16 protein-coding genes are annotated in these 19,482 nt (G+C 69.3%); 15 read left to right on the forward strand and 1 reads right to left on the reverse strand.

What is annotated here, in order from left to right:
• Positions 1-22: 22 nt before the first annotated feature.
• Positions 23-1,051 carry a glycoside hydrolase family 43 protein gene (locus AC31A1_RS03555; RefSeq protein WP_489651770.1) on the reverse strand — a complete coding sequence of 343 codons (1,029 nt, stop codon included), beginning with the start codon at positions 1,049-1,051 and terminating at the stop codon, positions 23-25.
• A 142-nt stretch (positions 1,052-1,193) separates the two neighbouring features.
• Here AC31A1_RS03555 and AC31A1_RS03560 point away from each other — a divergent pair, with 142 nt between their 5' ends.
• From AC31A1_RS03560 to AC31A1_RS03630, 15 genes are all read left to right on the forward strand, one after another.
• On the forward strand, positions 1,194-3,011 hold the full coding sequence (locus AC31A1_RS03560) for an ABC transporter ATP-binding protein (RefSeq protein ID WP_489651771.1): 1,818 nt from the start codon (positions 1,194-1,196) through the stop codon (positions 3,009-3,011).
• Positions 3,012-3,236: 225 nt separating this feature from the next.
• A complete protein-coding gene (locus AC31A1_RS03565; protein WP_489651772.1) occupies positions 3,237-4,586 on the forward strand; it encodes an extracellular solute-binding protein in 1,350 nt (449 codons plus the stop codon).
• The gene (locus AC31A1_RS03570; RefSeq protein WP_489651773.1) at positions 4,583-5,581 is read left to right on the forward strand and encodes a carbohydrate ABC transporter permease; all 999 of its coding nucleotides are present in this window, start codon (positions 4,583-4,585) and stop codon (positions 5,579-5,581) included. Before AC31A1_RS03565 ends, AC31A1_RS03570 begins: the two co-directional genes overlap by 4 nt.
• Positions 5,578-6,435 (forward strand): carbohydrate ABC transporter permease, encoded by an 858-nt coding sequence (locus AC31A1_RS03575; RefSeq protein ID WP_489651774.1) that lies wholly within the window; start codon positions 5,578-5,580, stop codon positions 6,433-6,435. The genes AC31A1_RS03570 and AC31A1_RS03575 overlap by 4 nt, the downstream gene beginning before the upstream one ends.
• 34 nt (positions 6,436-6,469) lie before the next feature.
• Complete coding sequence (locus AC31A1_RS03580) at positions 6,470-7,999, forward strand: glycosyl hydrolase family 28 protein (RefSeq protein WP_489651775.1); 1,530 nt, start codon at positions 6,470-6,472, stop codon at positions 7,997-7,999.
• A gap of 230 nt (positions 8,000-8,229) precedes the next feature.
• Positions 8,230-11,472 carry an alginate lyase family protein gene (locus AC31A1_RS03585; protein WP_489651776.1) on the forward strand — a complete coding sequence of 1,081 codons (3,243 nt, stop codon included), beginning with the start codon at positions 8,230-8,232 and terminating at the stop codon, positions 11,470-11,472.
• Positions 11,473-11,499: 27 nt separating this feature from the next.
• The gene (locus AC31A1_RS03590) at positions 11,500-12,750 is read left to right on the forward strand and encodes an alginate lyase family protein (protein WP_489651777.1); all 1,251 of its coding nucleotides are present in this window, start codon (positions 11,500-11,502) and stop codon (positions 12,748-12,750) included.
• A gap of 117 nt (positions 12,751-12,867) precedes the next feature.
• Complete coding sequence (locus AC31A1_RS03595; protein ID WP_489651778.1) at positions 12,868-12,978, forward strand: putative leader peptide; 111 nt, start codon at positions 12,868-12,870, stop codon at positions 12,976-12,978.
• Positions 12,979-13,046: 68 nt separating this feature from the next.
• Positions 13,047-13,931 (forward strand): glutathione S-transferase C-terminal domain-containing protein, encoded by an 885-nt coding sequence (locus AC31A1_RS03600; protein ID WP_489651779.1) that lies wholly within the window; start codon positions 13,047-13,049, stop codon positions 13,929-13,931.
• 406 nt (positions 13,932-14,337) lie between these two features.
• Positions 14,338-15,318 carry an amino acid ABC transporter permease gene (locus AC31A1_RS03605; RefSeq protein ID WP_489651780.1) on the forward strand — a complete coding sequence of 327 codons (981 nt, stop codon included), beginning with the start codon at positions 14,338-14,340 and terminating at the stop codon, positions 15,316-15,318.
• Complete coding sequence (locus AC31A1_RS03610; protein ID WP_489651781.1) at positions 15,315-16,112, forward strand: amino acid ABC transporter ATP-binding protein; 798 nt, start codon at positions 15,315-15,317, stop codon at positions 16,110-16,112. Before AC31A1_RS03605 ends, AC31A1_RS03610 begins: the two co-directional genes overlap by 4 nt.
• Positions 16,113-16,189: 77 nt before the next feature.
• Positions 16,190-17,218 (forward strand): ABC transporter substrate-binding protein, encoded by a 1,029-nt coding sequence (locus AC31A1_RS03615; protein ID WP_489651782.1) that lies wholly within the window; start codon positions 16,190-16,192, stop codon positions 17,216-17,218.
• Positions 17,219-17,297: 79 nt separating this feature from the next.
• Complete coding sequence (locus tag AC31A1_RS03620; protein ID WP_489651783.1) at positions 17,298-18,041, forward strand: GNAT family N-acetyltransferase; 744 nt, start codon at positions 17,298-17,300, stop codon at positions 18,039-18,041.
• Between the two features lie 47 nt (positions 18,042-18,088).
• The gene (locus AC31A1_RS03625; protein ID WP_403586951.1) at positions 18,089-18,178 is read left to right on the forward strand and encodes a putative leader peptide; all 90 of its coding nucleotides are present in this window, start codon (positions 18,089-18,091) and stop codon (positions 18,176-18,178) included.
• Between the two features lie 74 nt (positions 18,179-18,252).
• On the forward strand, positions 18,253-19,473 hold the full coding sequence (locus AC31A1_RS03630) for an LLM class flavin-dependent oxidoreductase (RefSeq protein WP_489651784.1): 1,221 nt from the start codon (positions 18,253-18,255) through the stop codon (positions 19,471-19,473).
• Positions 19,474-19,482 lie beyond the last annotated feature (9 nt).

Here is a 19,482-nt window from a genome sequence, read left to right on the forward strand (position 1 = left end):
GTTGAGGGCAACGGCGTCCGGATCATCCGCCGCCGTCGAGGTCGACGCACTGGCGCAGCACCCGCAGTTCGTCACCGACGACTTCCATCTCGTACAGCTTCCCGCGCGCGTTCTCGAACGGCCGGTGCAGGATCATCGTCAACCGGCCCTCGAACGTCCGGAACAGCATCCCGTGCCCGCTGTCCTCCCGCACCAACGGCCGCTGTTGCAGCCAAGGCCCGTGTATCTCACCGGACTTGGAGACGGCGTAGGTCTGGACGTAGCCCCCGGTGAGGCTGCCGTCCGCGCCGAGCACGTTCTTCTCGTACGTCGACCAGAGCATGAGCAGCGACCCGTCGGGGGTGCGGTACAACTGCGGGCCGTCCGTGACGTAGGGCGGGAGTTGGTGCGGTACGCCGGCCGGGATCTCCTCGCCGATCCAGGGCGCGTCCGAGGCCTTGAAGAGGAAGACCGGGTCGCCGATCGTCCCGGTCAGGTCCGGGGCCAGCCGGATGGCCTCCATCGTGCCGTCGACGGTCTGGAGCCACTCGTGCGCGTACACCATCCACGGCTGCCCGGACGGGTCGACGTACAGCGTGCCGTCCAGGGTCATGAGGTGCCCGGGCGGGGTGGGGCGCGCGGGGTCGACCGAAGTGAAAGGGCCCAGCAGAGATTCGGACACGGCGGTGATCGTGCCCCGCCGGTGGTTGGCGAGCCGAAACGGCGTGCCCCAGCGGCCGGTTGGAGGCACGGGCAGCGGACTGTCCTCGTCGTGCAGCGTGGTGAACAGGTAGTACCTGCCCTGCCACGCGTGCACCTCCGGCGCCCAACCCCCGTCGCTCGCCCAGAGGCTGCTCTGCTCCGCCGCCAGGAACACCACCGCCGGACGCGTCCAGTCACGCAGGTCCCGGCTGCGGTAGACCATCGTGCCGACGCCCTCCACGCCCGACACGGAAGGGTCGTTGGACGTGTAGAGGTAATACGTGCGGGTCGTGTCGTCGGCGACGACGAACGGATCGTGCAACGGCATGTCGGGCAGCCGCATCGGCTCGCCCACGGGATCGGTCGCCATGGTGTCACCGTAGGGCCCACAAACCCCGTGCGCATCACAGCTGTTGAGGGAAAAACGCTTGGACCGCACGGACGCCGTCGCGGGACACTGCCAGTCCTGGCCAGTCCGTATGCCGGGCGCCGGACGACACCACGGGGTGGGGATGGGATCGCCTGAATCGCGCGACATCGGGCCGCGCAAAGGCTCGGTGCTACTCGCACTTCGCTACTACGGACGGGAGTTGGCCCGGCTCCGCCGCTGGACCGCGCCGGCCACGCTGCTGCCCGCGGTGGGCAACATCGGCATCAACTACATCGCGCCGCTGATCGTCGCCAAGCTCGTCGGCCGTATCGCCGCAGACGCGGGCATCAGCGTCCGCACGACGCTGCCGTACGTCCTCGGGTTCGCCGGAGTGCTGCTGCTCGCCGAGGTGTTCTGGCGCCTCGGACTCCACTGTCTGAACCGGCTCGACGCGCTCGGCATCGAGCACCTGTATGTGATCGGCATGGACGAACTCTTCGCCAAGGACGCCGCGTTCTTCCACGACAACTTCGCCGGGTCGCTCACCAAGCGGGTGCTGAGCTTCGCCTCCCGCTTCGAGGAGTTCGTCGACACGATGACGTTCCAGGTGGTGGGCAGCCTGGTCCCGCTGCTGTTCGGCTCGGTCGTGCTGTGGCGCTACGAACCGCTGCTCGTCGTAGGCCTGTTGGCGATGATCGCGCTCACCGCCCTGGTCGTCGCGCCCCTCATCCGGCGCCGCCAGGCACTCGTCGATCTGCGCGAGGAGGCCATCGCCCGGGTGTCCGGCCATGTCGCCGACAGCCTGATGAACATGGACACGGTCCGCGCGTTCGCCGCCGAGGAACGCGAGGCCGCCGAACACCGCTCGCGCGTCGCCCAGTCGAGGCGTCTCACGCTGCGATCCTGGGACTACGGCAACCTGCGCATCGACACCCTCGTCGCACCGCTCTCCGTGCTCACCAACGCGCTGGGCCTGCTCCTCGCGGTGGCTCTCGGCGGCGGCGAACACGGTGTCGAGGCGGTCGTGGTCGCCTTCACGTACTACACGAACGCGACCCGGATCATGTTCGAGTTCAACCAGATCTACCGGCGCCTGGAAAGCTCGATGACCGAAGCCGCCCAGTTCACCGAGCTGTTGATGGCCCCGCCCACCGTGGTCGACCCGGCCTCGCCCGAGCCGCTGCGGTCCCGGGCCACCGACGTCCGCTTCGAGAACGTGACCTTCGCCCACGCGGGCGCCGACACCCTCTTCGACGGACTCGACCTGACCGTGCCCGGCGGCACGAAGATCGGCCTCGTCGGCCGGTCCGGCGGCGGCAAGACCACCCTCAGCCGGCTGCTGCTGCGGATGACGGACATCGACGCCGGCCGCATCCTGATCGGCGGCCAGGACATCAGCAAGCTGCGCCAGGCCGACCTGCGCAGCCTGATCGCCTACGTACCGCAGGACCCGGCGATGTTCCACCGCACCCTGCGCGAGAACCTCACCTTCGCCCGGCCCGACGCCACCGACGCCGAGGTCCGCCGGGCCGCCGAGGCCGCGCACGTCACGGAGTTCGCCGACGCGCTGCCGGACGGCTTCGAGACGATGGTGGGGGAGCGCGGGATCAAGCTCTCCGGCGGCCAGCGCCAACGCGTCGCCCTCGCCCGGGCGATCCTGCGCGACGCCCCGATCCTGCTGCTCGACGAGGCGACCAGCGCCCTCGACTCCGAGAGCGAGATCCTCGTCCAGGAAGCACTGTGGCGGCTCATGGAGGGCCGGACCGCGCTCGTCGTCGCACACCGGCTGAGCACCGTCGCCGGCATGGACCGGCTCGTCGTCCTCGACCGCGGCCGGATCGTCGAACAGGGCACGCACCAGGAGCTGTTGGCCGCCGAGGGCGCCTACGCGAAGCTGTGGCAGCACCAGTCGGGTGGCTTCCTCGACGACTCCCCCGAGCAGGCCGCCGACCTGCACTGACGGCCCGAACACCGGCCGGATTCCCGGGACTTCGGCCATCGGATTCCCGGGGCCTCGGCCATGCCTGGCGGACAACCGGTTTCTAGCCGACCGCGTTCCAGCGCCGTCTCGCCGAGGTTACCCAGTCTTTTCGAAAGTTCGCCCAAGGTCTTGACGCCGTTTCCGAGCCGGAAGAAGCTCTGCCCCAACGCGTGACAACCGGTTTCTATTGGAGGTGGTGCGGTCATGCCCCCACGTGCTGGTGCGCCCCTGAGCCGCCGACGATTTCTCGCCCTCTCGGGGGCGGGCGCGGCGGCCGGCGCGGTGGCGCTCAACGGCTGCGCCCTCCAGGTGTCGACCGGGGTGAGCGGTTCGGGCGAGACCGTCACGGTCATGGTCAAGGACGGCGACATCACCACCGACCAGATCACGCAGGCACACAAGGACCTCGGCATCAAGATCCACCTGGTGCGCTACGACCTCACCAAGCTGATCGCGATGATGACCACCGGCGCACCACCGGACCTGGTCCGCGGCGTCGGCGCCGTGGACGCCCCGTACTTCGTCGCCCGGGACGTCGTCGAGAACCTCGACCCCTACTTCGCCGGGAGCGGCGTCCTCAAGGCCGACGACCTGGACCCGGTCAACGACCTGTGGCGCTACGACGGCCACACCCAGGGCAAGGGCCCGCGCTACGGCATGGCGAAGGACTTCTCCCAGGACTCCATGTACTGGTACAACACCGCGCACTTCGACACGGCGGGCGTCGCCTACCCGCCGGAGACCCAACCGGTCACCTACGAACAGTGGTTGGAAGACGCCAAGCGGCTCACCCAGAGGAAGAACGGGCAGACGACCGTCTTCGGCGGCAGCTACAACGGGCTCAACGCCCCAGGTCTGCTGGCCGGGTTGACGGCCGCTGCCGGAGGCAGCCTGTTCAGCGAGGACTTCTCCCGCGTCGACTTCACCACCCCCGAGGCCCGCAAGGCGCTGGCCTGGTACATCGACTACTGCCGGACCAAGGTCGGCCCGAGCCTGATCCAGCCCGACCCCAACGGCTGGGACGGGCCCACCTATCAGGCCGGCCGGATGGCCATGACGGGCAGCGGCTACTGGCTCGGCGGCATGATCGACACCGACAGGAAACTGGCCCGCGTGTCCCGGCTCGCCCCCGCCCCGGTCTTCGCGGGCGGCCCGCGCCTGAGCCCCTGCCAGGGCGGCACCGGCCTGTGGATGCCGAAGAAGGCCCGGAACAAGGACGCCGCCTGGCGGGTCTTCGAGTGGTTCTTCGGCGAGGCACCGGCCAAGGAGCGCGCGTCAAGCGGCTGGGGCATCCCGAGCCTGAAGTCCCTGCGTCCCCTGATGCCCAGTCAGGAGTCGTACCAGAAACGGGCGTTGCGGGTCCAGGAGGCCGAGCTGAAGCACTTCTCGGTGACCGCCTTCACGCCGTACGCCACGGCGGACGCGCTCGCCGCCCTCTTCAACCAGGCCGCCCCCGCCGCCATGTCGGGCGGGATATCCGTCGACACCCTCGCGGGCCGGCTGAACTCGTCCATGAACGAGCAGCTCAAGCGCGGTAAGGAGCAAGTGGGATGACGGTCGATCAGATCACCACGGTCACGGGCCGCCCCGGCTCGGCCGCGAGCGGCGAGCGGGCGCAGGCGGCACGGCAGCCGCGGACCACCGCGACCGGGCGCAGACACCGCGCGTTCTACATGTTCACCTCGCCCTGGATCATCGGCTTCCTGCTGCTGACCGTCGTCCCCATGGCGTACGCGCTGTGGCTGAGCTTCACCACGTTCGACGGCATCTCCCCGCACTGGCGCTACGTCGGCCTCGGCAACTACCGCGAGCTGTTCTCCGACTCCGTGACCTGGCACGCGCTGGGCCGCACAGGCCTGTTCGCGGTGACCTCCGTGCCGTTGTCGATCGCGGCCGGGCTCGGGCTCGCGGTCCTGGTCAACCGGCCGCTGAAAGCACGCGGGTTGTTCCGCACCCTGCTCTATCTGCCCGCCGTGGTGCCGCCGGTCGGCGCGGGCATCGCCTTCAAGCAGCTCTTCGACCAGAACTCCGGTGCCGCCAACGGGGTGTTGAACATCTTCGGCATCAACGCCCTGGGCTGGCTGGCCGATCCCTACGCCCGCTACGTGCTGCTGATGAGCGTCCTGTGGGGCGCCGGAAACGTCATGATCATCTCCCTGGCCGGGCTCCAGGACGTACCCCGCGAACTCCACGAGGCGGCCCGCATCGACGGCGCGAGCGCCTGGCGGACCTTCCGCAGCATCACCGTGCCGCTGCTCTCGCCGGTGCTGCTCTTCCAGACCGTGACCGGCGTGATCGCCTCGGTGCAGACCATCATGCCGCTGCTGCTCGCGCCCGACGGCACCACGGGCGGCGTCACCGCGATCCCGCAGTCCAACTACCTCTACATGATGCACGTGTTCGCGGAGTACTTCGCGCTCGGCCGCTACGGCTACGCCTCCGCACTGCTGTGGGTGCTCTTCGTCCTGATCCTCGCCGTGACCGGACTCATCTTCAGGTTCACGTCCGGCGTGGTCTTCTACAACGTCGACCCGGAGGCCAACAAGTGAGCGCCGTCAGCCCGTTGGTGAAGTCCCCGGTCCGGGTGCGGGCGGGCCGACTGGCCCTCTACACGGTCCTCGTCGCCGTCACGGGCCTGTTCCTCGGCCCCTTCGGCTGGCTCGTCCTCGCCGGTCTGAAGACCCCGGCCGAACTCGCCGCCTCGCCGGTGCACTGGCTGCCCCAGCACATCCAGTGGCACAACTTCGCCGACGCCTACCAGCTCATCGACTTCCTCGGCTACGCCCGCAACTCCCTGATCATCGCGATGATTTATGCCACCCTCGTCACCCTCAGCTCCGCCTGGGTGGGCTTCGGCTTCGCGCGCCTCTCCGCCCCCGGCAAGAAGACCCTGTTCGGCATCCTGCTCGGCTCGATGATGCTGCCCCAGATGATCACCCTGCTGCCGACCTACCTGATCTTCGCCAAGCTCGGCATGGTCGACACCTACTGGCCGTGGGTGCTGTGGGGGCTGGCCGCCGCTCCGTATCTCGTCTTCCTCTTCCGGCAGTTCTTCGCGGGCCTGCCGAGAGAGTTGGAGGAGGCCGCGATCGTCGACGGCTGCGGCTACGCAACCATCTTCTGGCGGATCTTCCTGCCGCAGTCCTGGCCGGTGCTCAGCGCGAGCTTCGTGATCGCGTTCACCTGGACCTGGGGCGACTACATAGCCCCGCAACTCCTCCTGTCCACCGACCGCACCACCCTCGCGGTCGCCGTCATGTCCACCTACGTCACCTCGGCCGGCACCCCGGTCGCCGACCTCCAGGCCGCGGCCTCGGTGATGTACGTCGTCCCGATCCTGCTGATCTTCCTCGTCGCCCAACGCGGGTTCGTCGCCGGGATGTCGACGAGCGGCCTCAAGTGAGCCCAGGTTTCCGTCTGTTGCAAGGAGTCGCACCATGAACACACCCCTGTCCCGTCGTACGGCCCTCCAGGCGGCCGGTGCCACCGCGCTCGCCGCCGGCCTCTCCGGCCTGACCGCGACGGCGGCCCACGCCTCCGGCGACCACAACTCCCGCCCCGAGCTGGTCACTTACCCGCGCCCGACGACCATGCCGACCAACACCAGCTTCCAGGTACGGGTCCGAAGCACGCCGCAGGGCATCTGGCAGACCCTCGACATCTACCGGCCGCAGTTCGAGGAGATCAACGCCTCCACCGGGTCGGGCAAGGTCTACAACTCGTCGATGGCGTACTTCGACTTCGACGGCTCGGTCGAGATCGAGGTGACGTACCTCAGGGGCGGCACCACCAAGGCCAGGGTGAGACCGGACGCGCTGGGCATCACGCCCGAACTCCTCGGTGACACCCTGCGGTTCACCCTCGACGAGCCCAAGGACGTCGTCGTCCAGATCAACGACGAGATATTCGACGCCCTGCACCTGATCACCAACCGCGTCGAGCACCACGTCCCGTCCGCCGACGACCCGGACGTCCTCTACTTCGGCCCCGGCGTCCACACCGTCACCGGCAACGTCCTCACCGTCCCGAGTGGCAAGACCGTCTACCTCGCGGGCGGCGCCGTCCTCACCGCGCAGATCTACTTCAAGGACGTGGAGAAGTCCCGCCTGATCGGGCGCGGGGTGCTCTACAACAACCCCGGCGGCGCCATCCTCAGCGAGGGCAGCAAGAACATCCGCATCGAGGACGTCATCATCCTCAACCCGGCAGGCTACGCGGGCACGTTCGGCGAGAGCGAGAACGTCCACGTCACCAAGGCACGCGCGTTCAGTTCGAAGGGCAACGGCGACGGCTTCGACGTCTTCTCCTCGACCGGGATCACCTTCGACGGCTGCTTCATGCGCAACTCCGACGACTGCATCGCCATTTACTGCCACCGCTGGGACTACTACGGCGACACCCGCGACATCACCGTCAAGAACTGCACCCTGTGGGCCGACGTCGCCCACCCGATCAACGTGGGCACGCACGGCAACTCCGACGCCCCCGAGACGATCGAGAACCTCGTCATCAAGAACATCGACATCCTCGACCACCGCGAACCCCAGATGAACTACCAGGGCTGCATCGCCCTCAACCCCGGCGACTCCAACCTGATCAAGAACGTGCGCATCGAGGACGTCCGGATCGAGGACTTCCGCTGGGGCCAGGTCATTTACATGAAGGTCATGTTCAACACGAAGTACAACACCTCGGTCGGCCGCGGCATCGACGGCGTCTACGTCAAGAACCTCAGCTACACGGGCACCCACGCCAACCCGTCGCTCTTCCTCGGCTACGACGCCGAACACGCCATCAACAACGTCACGTTCGAGAACCTGGTGATCAACGGGCTGGTCGTCGCCGACTCGATGAAGAAGCCGAGCTGGTACTACACCACCGACGAGATCCAGTGGTTCTACAACGAGCACGTCACCAACCTGAAGTTCCTCACCACCGCCGAGGCCGAGGCGGCCGCGGCGTCATGACGACCCCCGCACCTGGCTCCGCTGGAAGTGCGGGGAAGGGCTGTCGGTCGGCTGCGGCGGCGTCGTGGCTGGTCGCGCCCCGCGGCGGAGCCGCTGATGAACACAGCCCCGCGCCCCTTTGGGGCGCTGCTGCCGAGCCGCAGTCGAATACATCGGGTTCGCTTAGCCGCCGGGGCTTCCTTGGCGGCACCGCGGCTCTCCTCCTGGCATCGGGTGCGAACGGACTGCTCGTGCCCGGCACCGCTCGGGCCGCCGAGAACAGCACCGCGGCTTTCACCCACCCCGGTCTGCTGCACACGGCCGATGACCTCGCCCGCATGAAGGCGGCGGTCGCCACCAAGCAATCCCCGGTCTACGACGGCTACTTGGCGCTCGCCGCCCACGCCCGCTCCTCCGCCTCGTACGCCGTGCAGAACACCGGCCAGATCACCACCTGGGGCCGCGGTCCCGCCAACTACCAGAACCAGGCCGTCGCCGACTCGGCCGCCGCCTACCAGAACGCCCTCATCTGGTCCGTCACCGGAGACACCGCGCACGCCGACAAGGCCCGCGACATCCTCAACGCCTGGTCCACTTCCCTCACCGCCATCACCGGAGCCGACGGCCCCCTCGGCGCCGGTCTCCAGGCCTTCAAGTTCGTCAACGCCGCCGAACTGCTCCGCCACACCGGCTACGACGGCTGGAGTGCCGCCGACATCGCCCGCTGCGAGGAGTCCTTCCTCCGCGTCTGGTATCCCGCCCTGTCCTGCTACATGCTCTACGCCAACGGCAATTGGGACCTGACGTCCCTTCAATCCCTGCTGGCCATAGGCGTGTTCTGCGAAGAACCCACCCTCTTCCACGACGCGCTCCGCTTCGCCGCGGCCGGCGCCGGCAACGGCAGCGTCCTCCACCGCATCGTCACCGACGCCGGCCAGGGCCAGGAGTCCGGCCGGGACCAGGGCCACGAGCAGCTCGCGGTAGGCCTGTTGGCCGACGCCGCGCAGGTCGCCTGGAACCAGGGCGTCGACCTCTGGGGTTTCGACGACAACCGCATCCTCGCCAACGTCGAGTACGCCGCCCGCTACAACCTCGGCGGCGACGTCCCCTTCGTCCCCGATCTCGACCGCACCGGCAAGTACATCAAGCTGTCCGTCTCGGCCACGTCACGCGGCGCCCTGCCGCCCATCTACGAGATGGCGTACGCCCATTACGCCGGTGTGCGTGGCCTGGACACCTCGTACACGAAGAGCGCGGTCTTCCGCGGCACCGGCGGCACCCGCGTCATCGAGGGCAGCAACGACGACCTGCCGAGCTGGGGCACCTTCGCCTACGCGGGTGCTACGACCCCCGCGTCCACCGTGCCGACACCACCGGCCGGCGTCACGGCGACCGGCAACGACGGCTCTGTGACGGTGAGTTGGCTGCCGTCGACGTGGGCCGACTCCTACACGGTCCTACGCGCGACCGACGTGGACGGCCGCTACGAGAAGATCACGTCCGGCGTCGACCGGCCGACGTACACCGACCGGAACGTGCACACGGGACGGACCTATTACTACACGGTTACGGCCTCCAACGCCCTTGGTGGAAGCGGCAGTTCATCATGGGCTGCCGCCTCCGCCGGTCTTCCCTCGCCCTGGTCGACCCGGGACGTGGGGGACGTGAAGATCCCCGGTTCCGCCGCCTTCGACGGTGAGCGCTTCGTCCTGGAGGCGAGCGGCACCGCCGACACCTACCGTCTCGTCCACCTTCCACTGCGCGGCGACGGCACGATCACCGCGCGGATCGTGTGGCCGCTCAGCTCGCAGTACTCGAAGATCGGCGTCACCGTCCGGGCCTCCCTCGGCGCGGACGCGGCGCACGCATCGATGCTGATCCAGGGGCTGCCGCTGCACACCTGGAGCGGGGTGTGGACGGCACGTCCGTCGACCGGTGCGGAGATCTCCGCGACCGGCAGCACTCCCGTACCACCCTCCCAGCAGCAGGCGATCACGGTGAACGCCGCCTTCCCGATCTCCAGCCTCGGCACGTTGCCCGAGTCGGCGACACCGCTTGAGGCGCCATACGTGGAAGGCGCGGGCGACGGCTACCGGCTGCGGAAGCCCTACTGGGTGCGGGTGACCCGGAAGGGCGCACGCTGCACCGGCGCCATCTCCCCGGACGGCATCCACTGGACCGAAGTTGGCGCTACCGAGGTCGAGTTGGGGCGCACCGCATACGCCGGGCTCGCCCTCACCTCCTGTCTGGGCGTCGACGAGGACTACGCCGAGACCGGCACCGGCGCCTTCGACAACGTCAGTGTGACCTCCTCGTCCGGTACGGTCTGGTGCGTACCCCGCCCGGCCCGTACCGCCACCGACCTGCGGGCCCAAACCGGCGCCGACGCCGTCGAGTTGGCTTGGACCGACCCGGACCTCTCCGCTGAGTACACGGTGCTGCGTGCCACGCGCACCGGGGGACCGTACAAGACGCTCGCCACCCGCGTCGGCCCGGTCGGCTTCGGCACCCGCATCCGGTACACCGATGCGACGGGGACTCCGGGAGCGACGTACCACTACACGGTCGCGAAGACCAACGCCGGTGGACGCGGGCCGCGTTCGACGCCGGCGCAGGCCGTGATGCCGAACCCGACACCACCCCAACTCACCTCCACGACGGCCGCGTTCACGAACCAGGGTGCGGCCTTCCGGTATCTGCTGCGCGCCTCGCACGAGCCCGTACGGTTCACCGCCGACGGGCTGCCCCGCGGCCTCAGCGTCGACGCGCGCACCGGCCTGGTCTCCGGAACCCCCACGGAGACAGGCGAGTTCGCGGTCGCGACGACCGCCGCCAACGCCTCCGGAACCGCGACCGGCACCCTCGCCCTCACGGTCGGCACCGCGCCGCCCGCGCCGTGGATATACGGCGATCTCGGCGACACCGTGCTCGACGACCGTGCCTTCGGGACGCTGGGCGTGGTGGCGATCACCACGCCGGGAAGCACGTCGTACGCCGGCGGGACCTTCACCGTGCGCGGCGCGGGCGTCGATCTCAATGCCAACGGCCAAGGAATGACAGGGCAGTTCGTACGACGGCCCGTCAGCGGTGACTGTGAGGTCGTCGCGCGGCTCGTCTCCCGCAGTGGTGTGACCGCCGACCGGGTCGGGCTGCTCATGGCGAAGTCGCTGTCGCCGTTCGACCAGGCCGCCGGAGCGATCGTCACCGGCGGGACCACCGCCCAGCTCATGCTCCGCAAGACCGTGGCCGGTGCCTCCGCCTTCACCGGCGGAGCCGCTGTCACCCTCCCCGCCCTGCTGCGGCTGAAGCGCGTCGGGACCGCCTTCAGTGCCGCCCTGTCCACCGATGACGGTGTCACCTGGACCCCCCTCGCCGACGGAGAGATCCCCGGCTTCGGTGACGCCCCCTACCACGTCGGGCTGGTGGTCTGCTCGCGCAGTCAACTGGTCCGCTGCACCGCCGAGTTCGACGAGGTGAGCATCACGCCCACCTGATCCTTCATGGATTGGAGATGCACCGCAATGAGCCGCACGTCCCCCCACGAGCACCTCCGCAGAACAGAGTTGAGCCGCCGCGGTCTTCTGAAGACCGCCGGCGGTCTCACCGCAGCCGTCGCCCTGGGCGGCGCCACCGTGGCCACCGCCGCGCAGGCGGCCCCGGCCACGTTCACCCACCCCGGCATGCTGCACAACGCCGGCGACATCAACCGCGCCAAGGTCAGGGTCGCGGCGGGAACCGACCCCTGGCTGTCCGGCTGGAACAGGCTGACCGCCAACTCCCACTCCCAGTCGACCTGGACGAACCGGGCGACGGCGACGATCATCCGAGGCGGCACGGGACAGAACTACAGCCTGCTGTACAACGACATCGCCGCCGCCTACCAGAACGCCCTGCGCTGGAAGGTCGGCGGCACCGAGGCGAACGCCGTGTGCGCCGCGAACATCCTCAACGCCTGGTCGTCGACGCTGACTTCGGTCACCGGAAACGCCGACCGGTTCCTCGCGGCCGGCCTCTACGGCTGGCAGTTCGCCAACGCCTGCGAGCTGATGCGGGACTACAGCGGCTTCAATCTGGCCGCCGCGCAGCAGATGCTGGCGAACGTCTTCTATCCCCTCAACAACAGCTTCCTGACCAACCACAACGACGCCTGCATCACCAACTACTGGGCCAACTGGGACCTGTGCAACATGGCGTCGATCCTGGCCATCGGGATCCTCAACGAGGACAGCGCCAAGTACGACCAGGCCGTCACGTACTTCAAGTCCGGTGCGGGCAACGGGTCCATCGCGCACGCCGTGCCGTATCTGTACACCGACTCGGACGGCTACGCGCTGGGCCAGTGGCAGGAGTCGGGCCGCGACCAAGGCCACACGGTCATGGGGATGGGCCAGATGGGCGCGATCTGCGAGATGGCCTGGAACCAGGGCGACGACCTGTACTCGTACGACAGCCGCCGCTTCATGAAGGCCGCCCAGTACGTCGCGAAGTACAACATCGGCAGTGACGTGCCCTTCACCACGTACACCTGGGGCACCGGGCAGAGCTGCGCCCAGTCGTCCCAGACGGTGATCTCCGCCGCCTCGCGCGGCCAGATCCGCCCGGTGTGGGCGATGCTCCACTTCCACTACAACCGGCGCATCGGCCTCGACGACAAGTACATCTCGGCCATGTACTACAACCTTGTCGCGCCCGAGGGCGGGGGAGGTGACTACGGCACCGACAGCGGCGGCTACGACCAGCTCGGCTTCGGCACGCTGATGTACGCGAAGTAGCGGCGCCGGGTGTCCACGGGGCGGGCGGTCGGTGCCCGGTCCGTGGACGCCCTCTTGACCCCGGGTCGCGGCGGATCGACACTCCAGTAGGGAATCCTAGTGAACAGGTAGGGAAACATGGGGCTTGAGCCGGTCACCACTCGTCGCGTGGGCCGTTCGCCTCTTCTGACCTCCCGCCGTCACATCGACCTGCTGCGGGTCTGCAGCGCGATGAACCCCCCGCGCTGAGCCCCCGTCCTCCGCTCGACGACGCTTCCGCCGCGCGTACGTCCACGCGCCCGTACCCGGGGAGTCCCATGTCCAGCACGCCTCTCGCCGCCGTCCCCGCACCCCGGTCCGCCCCCACGTTCCGGGGCCGGATCGGCCGCGACGCGCGCAGCGGGCACTACGCCGTGCCGCGCCGCTACCGCCTCCATCTGTCCACCGCCTGCGCCGACGGCCTGCGCATCGCCGTCACCCACAGCCTGCTCGGCCTCGACGAGAGCTGTCCGGCCGTGTTTCTGTCCGCCGTGCCCGACTGTCCGAGTGGTGGACACTCCGCGCTGCGCCCGCTCTACGAGGCGAGCGCGCACCGCTACTCCGGACCGGCTGCCGCGCCGGTGCTCAGCGACGACTGGTCCGGCCGGATCGTCAGCACCCACGCCCCCGACATCATGCGCGACCTCGCCCGGCACTTCGGCGAGGGCGGGCCCCAGCTGTACCCGTGCGGCGCCGAGTCGGAGATCGAGGCCGTCGAGCGGCTGTGCGCGGAAGGCATCGAGGACGCGGCGCAGCGTGCCGGCGCGGCCGGTGTCGAGCAGGAGGAGCGCGACGAGGCGGTCGGCCGGCTGCTGGAGACGCTGGGTTCGCTGGACCGGTGGCTGGACGGCCGCGAGCACATGATCCGCGACGAACTCACCGCCGCCGACGTCGAGTTGTGGGTGTCGCTGGTGCAGCTCGACACCGTGCACCGCAACCACCTGGACGCCGCCGCCGTGCAGCGCATCGCCGACCACCCGCACCTGTGGGCCTACGCCCGCCGGCTGGCCGCCCACCCGGCCTTCGGCACCCACCTCGACCTCGACGGCATCGCCCGCCGTCACCACGCCCACTGCCGGGGCCTGGAGGCCGCCGGCGCGGCTGTCCAGATCCTGGACTGGGCGGCCCACGCGGCGGACGGAACGGGAGCTTGCCGCAGCTGAGAGGCTTCCGGGGCTGTCCACCTGGTGGACCGTCGTTGACATTCGAACAAGCACCTGACTTACTACCGCTTCAGTGATCGCGAGGCCCATCGGGGCCGGAACGGCAACGGTGACGGACATGTACGCAGCTTCGAGGACGGCCACGTGCCGCTTCCACGGCTGCGTACTGCCGTACGCGAAGCCGCTCGTCGAGAACCGCGCCGTCGATCTTCTGCGCGTCAACAGCGCACTGTGTACCGCACCGGGCTGTGCCCGCTGTCGAGGCTGACGACTTCGCCCAAGAGTTTCCCAGCTCTTCCCGTTGGTCATTCCAGCCCCCGGTCCGTGCGTTCCTCGCCGTGAGCGTCTCTTCCGTCACGCCCAGGTGCCGCGGTCCGGGGTGTTCCCTCTCCCGCCGGAGCCCTCCATGACTGAACCCCCAGGCGCCACCGTGTCCCTGGCCGACGCCCCGTCCACCGACGTCCCGTCAAAACCCCTGACAGCACAGCGAGTTCAGCCGCTGCGCCGGCCCGGCCGGTGGATCGTCACCCTGGTCGTTCTGGTGCTGGTCGCCCAGGTCGTCCACGGCCTGGCGACCAACCCCTTCTACCAGTGGGACCGATTCGGCTACTGGTTCCTGCGCCCGACGATCCTCGACGGACTCGTCATCACCCTCGAAGTGGCCGCCCTGAGCGCGGTGTTGGGCCTCCTCGGCGGCATCCTGCTCGCCCTGGCCCGGCTCTCCAGGAGCCCCGTGCTGCGCGCGACGAGCTGGACCTATGTGTGGGCACTGCGCTCGATCCCGCTCATCGTCGTGCTGATCTTCCTCTACAACTTCAGCGCCCTGTACCAGACACTCAGTATCGGCGTCCCCTTCGGCCCCGCCTTCTTCTCCTTCGACGAGTCGAAGCTGGCCACCGACATGGCCGTCGCCGTCGTCGGCCTCAGCCTCAACGAGGCGGCCTACGCGGCGGAAGTGGTCCGCGGTGGCATCCTCTCCGTCGACCAGGGCCAGCACGAGGCGGCCTCCGCCCTCGGCCTCCCCAAGGGCTACCAGTTCCGCAGAATCGTCTTCCCGCAGGCGCTGCGCTCCATCACCCCGAACTACGTCAACCAGCTGATCGGCCTGATCAAGAGCACCTCACTGGTCTTCTACGTCTCGCTGCTCGACCTGTTCGGCTCCGCGCAGACGATGGGCTCCACCTACCCCGGCGACATCGTGCCGCTGCTCCTGGTCGTCACCGTCTGGTACCTGATCCTCACCAGCGTCGTGTCCGTCATCCAGTTCTACGTCGAGCGGCACTACGCCCGGGGCGCCACCCGCTCCCTGCCGCCGACCCCGATCCAGAAACTCCGCACGGGTGTCACCGCCCTGCGGGCCCGCATCCGCAGGGAGGCCGCCGTATGACCGCGAACACCGTCGAACCGCTGGCGGACATCACACCCGCCGCCGTAGAGGTGCACGACGTGCACAAGTGGTACGGCGCGCACCGGGTGTTGGACGGCGTCGACCTGACCGTACGGCCCGGCGAGGTCACCGTGATCCTCGGCCCGTCCGGCTCCGGCAAATCCACGCTGCTGCGGGTCATCAACCACCTGGAGAAGCCCGAGATCGGCTACGTCAGCGTCAACGGCGAGCTGATCGGAGTACGGCAACAGGGCGGACGGCTCAAGGAGTTGAGCGAGCGGGCCATCCTCGCGCAGCGCAGCCGGATCGGGTTCGTCTTCCAGAACTTCAACCTCTTCCCGCACCTGACCGTCCTCGACAACGTCGCCGCCGCCCCGGTCGCCACCGGCAGGCTCGGCAAGCCCGAAGCCCTGGACCTGGCAAGGGAGTTGCTCGGCCGCGTCGGGCTCGCCGAGAAGACCGGCGCCTACCCGAGGCAGCTCTCCGGCGGCCAGCAGCAGCGCGTGGCCATCGCGCGCGCCCTCGCCCTGCGCCCCGGCGTCATCCTCTTCGACGAGCCCACCTCCGCCCTCGACCCCGAACTCGTCGGCGAAGTCCTCGCCGTCATCAAGGACTTGGCGACCAGCGGCACCACCCTCGTCATCGTCACCCACGAGATCGGCTTCGCCCGCGAGGTCGCCGACCGGGTCGTCTTCATCGACGGCGGAAAGATCGTCGAGCAAGGACCGCCCCACGAGGTCCTCGACAAGCCACAGCACGAACGGACAAGGGACTTCCTCAGCAAGGTCCTCTGAGCCCCACTCGCACGTGCCGCTTCAGAAGCCCGCACTTCCACCTTCAGCAGCCCTCAACACCGAGCCTAGGAACAGCCATGCCCACTCCCAGCCTTCGCGGCAGAATCACTCGCGGCCTCACCGCGGGAACCGTCCTCGCCTCCCTCGCCGGCGGGCTCGCGGCCTGCGGCGGCGACAGCGACGCGGCCACCACCTCCGGCAGTGCCGCGTCCGGCACGGTCACCGTGGGCGCACTCTCCAACGGTGCCGCCAAGGAGGCGACGCTCAAGGTCGCCGAAGTGAAGTCGATCAGCGCCGAGTTGCCCAAGTCCGTAGCGAAGAGCGGCACGTTGGAGATCGGCGTCGGCTTCCTGCCCGCAGGGTCCCCGCCGCTCGGCTACGTCGGCTCCGACCAGAAGACCCTCACCGGCTCCGAGACCGACATCGCCCGCCTGGTCGCCGCCGTCCTCGGTCTCAAACCAGAGCTGAAGAACTCCACTTGGGAGAACCTCTTCATCGGCCTGGACAGCGGCAAGGTCGACGTCGCCTTCTCCAACGTCACCGACACCGAGGAGCGCAAGGCGAAGTACGAGTTCGCCTCCTACCGGGAGGACAACCTCGGCTTCGCGGTGAAGGCGAGCAACTCCTGGAACTTCGACGGCGATTACGAGAACCTCGCCGGCAAGACCGTCGCCGTGGGCGCGGGCACCAACCAGGAGCGGATCCTCCTGGAGTGGAAGAAGAAGCTGGCCGCCGAAGGCAAGAAGGCGCTCACCGTCAAGTACTTCCAGGACAACAACAGCACCTACCTCGCGCTGGCCTCCGGGAAGATCGACGCCTACCTCGCCCCGAACCCCTCGGTCGCCTACCAGGTCTCCTCGACCAAGGGCACGGCGAAGGCGGTCCGCAACGCCGGCACCTACTCCGGCGCCGGATCCTCCCTCCAGGGCCTGATCGCAGCCACCGCCAAGAAGGACAGCGGACTCGCCAAGCCCCTCGCGGACGCCATCAACTACCTGATCAAGAACGGGCAGTACGCCAAGTGGCTGGCCGCCTGGAACCTCTCCAACGAGGCCGTCGCCAAGTCCGAGGTCAACCCGCCCGGACTGCCGCTCAGCGACTCCTGACCCACCCTCTCCGCAAGGGGACCCCGCCGCGTCACGGCGGGGTCCCCGCCCGTACGACCAGTACCGGAGCCGTCACCCGATGTCTTCCACCGCCAGTATCGAAACCACCACCTCCACGTCCCACGTTCTGGACAACCCCGCCTGGGCCGCGCTCACCGGCCCGCACGCCCACTTCGCCGAGCGCGTCGGCCGCGCCGCCCGCTACCCCGCCGACGTGGCCGGCTTCAACGCCATCACCGACAACGACGACCCACGCGCCTGGGCCGACCTGGCCACCCTCGTCGGCCCCGGCGGCACCGCCGCGGTGCGCGGGGTGAGCGAGACCCCGGACGGCTGGGAGATCGTCCGCAGCGGACAGGGTGTCCAACTCGTGGACACCGGGCTGCGGGCGGAGCCCGACCCCGAAGCCGTACGCCTCGGCCTGGACGACGTACCCGAGATCCTCGACCTGGTCGCCCGTACCGAACCCGGCCCCTACCTGCCTCGCACCGTCGAACTGGGCACTTATCTCGGCATCCGGCACGAAGGCCGCCTGATCGCCCTGGCCGGCGAACGCCTCCACCCGCCCGGCTGGACCGAGATCAGCGCCGTGTGCACCGACCCCGCCCACCGCGGCCGGGGCCTGGCCACCCGCCTGGTCCGCGCGGTCGCCGCCGGCATCAAGGAACGCGGCGAGCATCCCTTCCTGCACGCGGCGGCCGGCAACACGAACGCCATCCGGCTGTACGAGTCGATCGGCTTCACGCTGCGCGCCCGTACGGTCTTCTCGCTCGTCCGGCACACCGGCCCGATTGCCGCCGCCGATCCGGAAGAAACGGCATAGCCGTGCCGTTGCCCCTTATGAAGCCGGATTCCGTGGAGGTGGAGCACATGTGTGGCGCGTCCATCGTCCATGTGCGTCTCACCACGCGGCCCCACATCGACCTGCTGCGCACGGCCGGCGCGCTCTGTTGCTCCTGACCCGTTGCCCCAGCCGCCGTATCCGTCATTGAACGGTCCGGCGATCTCGTACGGATCTCCAGGAAGGCACCACTGTGTCCCCAACCAGCTCCACCCCCCTGCATCTCGCCGTCGCCCTCGACGGCACCGGCTGGCACCCGGCCTCCTGGCGCGAGCCGGTGGCCCGGCCCCGGGACCTGTTCACCGCCGGGTACTGGGCCGACCTGGTCGCCGAGGCGGAGCGCGGCCTGCTCGACTTCGTGACCTTCGAGGACGGCCTCGGCCTCCAGTCCTCGCACTACGGCGAACTGGACGGGCGCACCGACCAGGTCCGCGGCCGCCTCGACGCCGTCCTCATCGCGGCCCGTATCGCACCGCTCACCAGCCACATAGGTCTGGTTCCGACGGTGGTGTCCACGCATACAGAGCCGTTCCACATATCCAAGGCGATCGCCACCCTCGACTACGTCAGCACCGGCCGCGCTGGCCTGCGCGTGCAGCTCTCCGCCCGCCCGCACGAGGCCGCCCACTTCGGTCGCCGCACCTTCCCGCCGATCAGCCTGGAGGGCCTGCGCACCGAGGCCGGACAGGAGCGCCTCGCCGAGCACTTCGACGAGGCCGCCGACTACATCGAGGTCGTGCGCCGCCTCTGGGACAGCTGGGAGGACGACGCCGAGATCCGGGACATCGCCACCGGCCGCTTCGTCGACCGCGACAAGCTGCACTACGTCGACTTCGAGGGCCGGCACTTCAGCGTCAAGGGCCCCTCCATCACACCCCGGCCGCCGCAGGGCCAGCCGATCGTCAGCTCGCTGGCCCACCAGACCATCCCGTACCGGCTGGTCGCCCGCGCCACCGACGTCGGCTACGTCACGCCGCACGACACCGACGACGCCCGCGCAATCGTCGCGGAGATCCGCGCCGAGCAGCAGACCGCGGGCCGCGCCGACGAACTCCTGCACATCTTCGGCGACTTGGTGGTCTTCCTCGACGACGACGAGGCCACGGCGGTGGCCCGCCGCGAGCGCCTCGACGCCCTCGCGGGGGAGCCGTACACCAGTGACGCCCGCATCTTCACCGGTACGCCCGCCCAACTCGCCGACCTGCTCCAGGAGTTGCAAGCCGCAGGCCTGACCGGCTTCCGGCTGCGGCCCGCCGTCGCAGGGCACGACCTCCCGGCGATCACCCAGGGCCTGGTCCCCGAACTCCAGCGCCGGGGCGCCTTCCGCCAGGCCTACGAGGCCGACACCCTGCGCGGACTGCTGGGGCTCGCCCGCCCCGCCAACCGCTACGCCGCTGCCGCAGCCACCGCCTGAGCCGGAGGG

It is taken from the genome of Streptomyces sp. P5F9, from assembly GCF_057961495.1.

Bases quoted from the DNA above. Each gene is read 5' to 3' on its own strand.
- AC31A1_RS03620 (WP_489651783.1), top strand. From the start codon at position 17,298: ATGTCTTCCACCGCCAGTATCGAAACCACCACCTCCACGTCCCACGTT.
- AC31A1_RS03595 (WP_489651778.1), top strand. From the start codon at position 12,868: ATGGGGCTTGAGCCGGTCACCACTCGTCGCGTGGGCCGTTCGCCTCTT.
- AC31A1_RS03555 (WP_489651770.1), bottom strand. From the start codon at position 1,051: ATGGCGACCGATCCCGTGGGCGAGCCGATGCGGCTGCCCGACATGCCG.
- AC31A1_RS03580 (WP_489651775.1), top strand. From the start codon at position 6,470: ATGAACACACCCCTGTCCCGTCGTACGGCCCTCCAGGCGGCCGGTGCC.
- AC31A1_RS03605 (WP_489651780.1), top strand. From the start codon at position 14,338: ATGACTGAACCCCCAGGCGCCACCGTGTCCCTGGCCGACGCCCCGTCC.
- AC31A1_RS03625 (WP_403586951.1), top strand. From the start codon at position 18,089: ATGTGTGGCGCGTCCATCGTCCATGTGCGTCTCACCACGCGGCCCCAC.
- AC31A1_RS03570 (WP_489651773.1), top strand. From the start codon at position 4,583: ATGACGGTCGATCAGATCACCACGGTCACGGGCCGCCCCGGCTCGGCC.
- AC31A1_RS03565 (WP_489651772.1), top strand. From the start codon at position 3,237: ATGCCCCCACGTGCTGGTGCGCCCCTGAGCCGCCGACGATTTCTCGCC.
- AC31A1_RS03600 (WP_489651779.1), top strand. From the start codon at position 13,047: ATGTCCAGCACGCCTCTCGCCGCCGTCCCCGCACCCCGGTCCGCCCCC.
- AC31A1_RS03560 (WP_489651771.1), top strand. From the start codon at position 1,194: ATGGGATCGCCTGAATCGCGCGACATCGGGCCGCGCAAAGGCTCGGTG.
- AC31A1_RS03610 (WP_489651781.1), top strand. From the start codon at position 15,315: ATGACCGCGAACACCGTCGAACCGCTGGCGGACATCACACCCGCCGCC.
- AC31A1_RS03615 (WP_489651782.1), top strand. From the start codon at position 16,190: ATGCCCACTCCCAGCCTTCGCGGCAGAATCACTCGCGGCCTCACCGCG.
- AC31A1_RS03590 (WP_489651777.1), top strand. From the start codon at position 11,500: ATGAGCCGCACGTCCCCCCACGAGCACCTCCGCAGAACAGAGTTGAGC.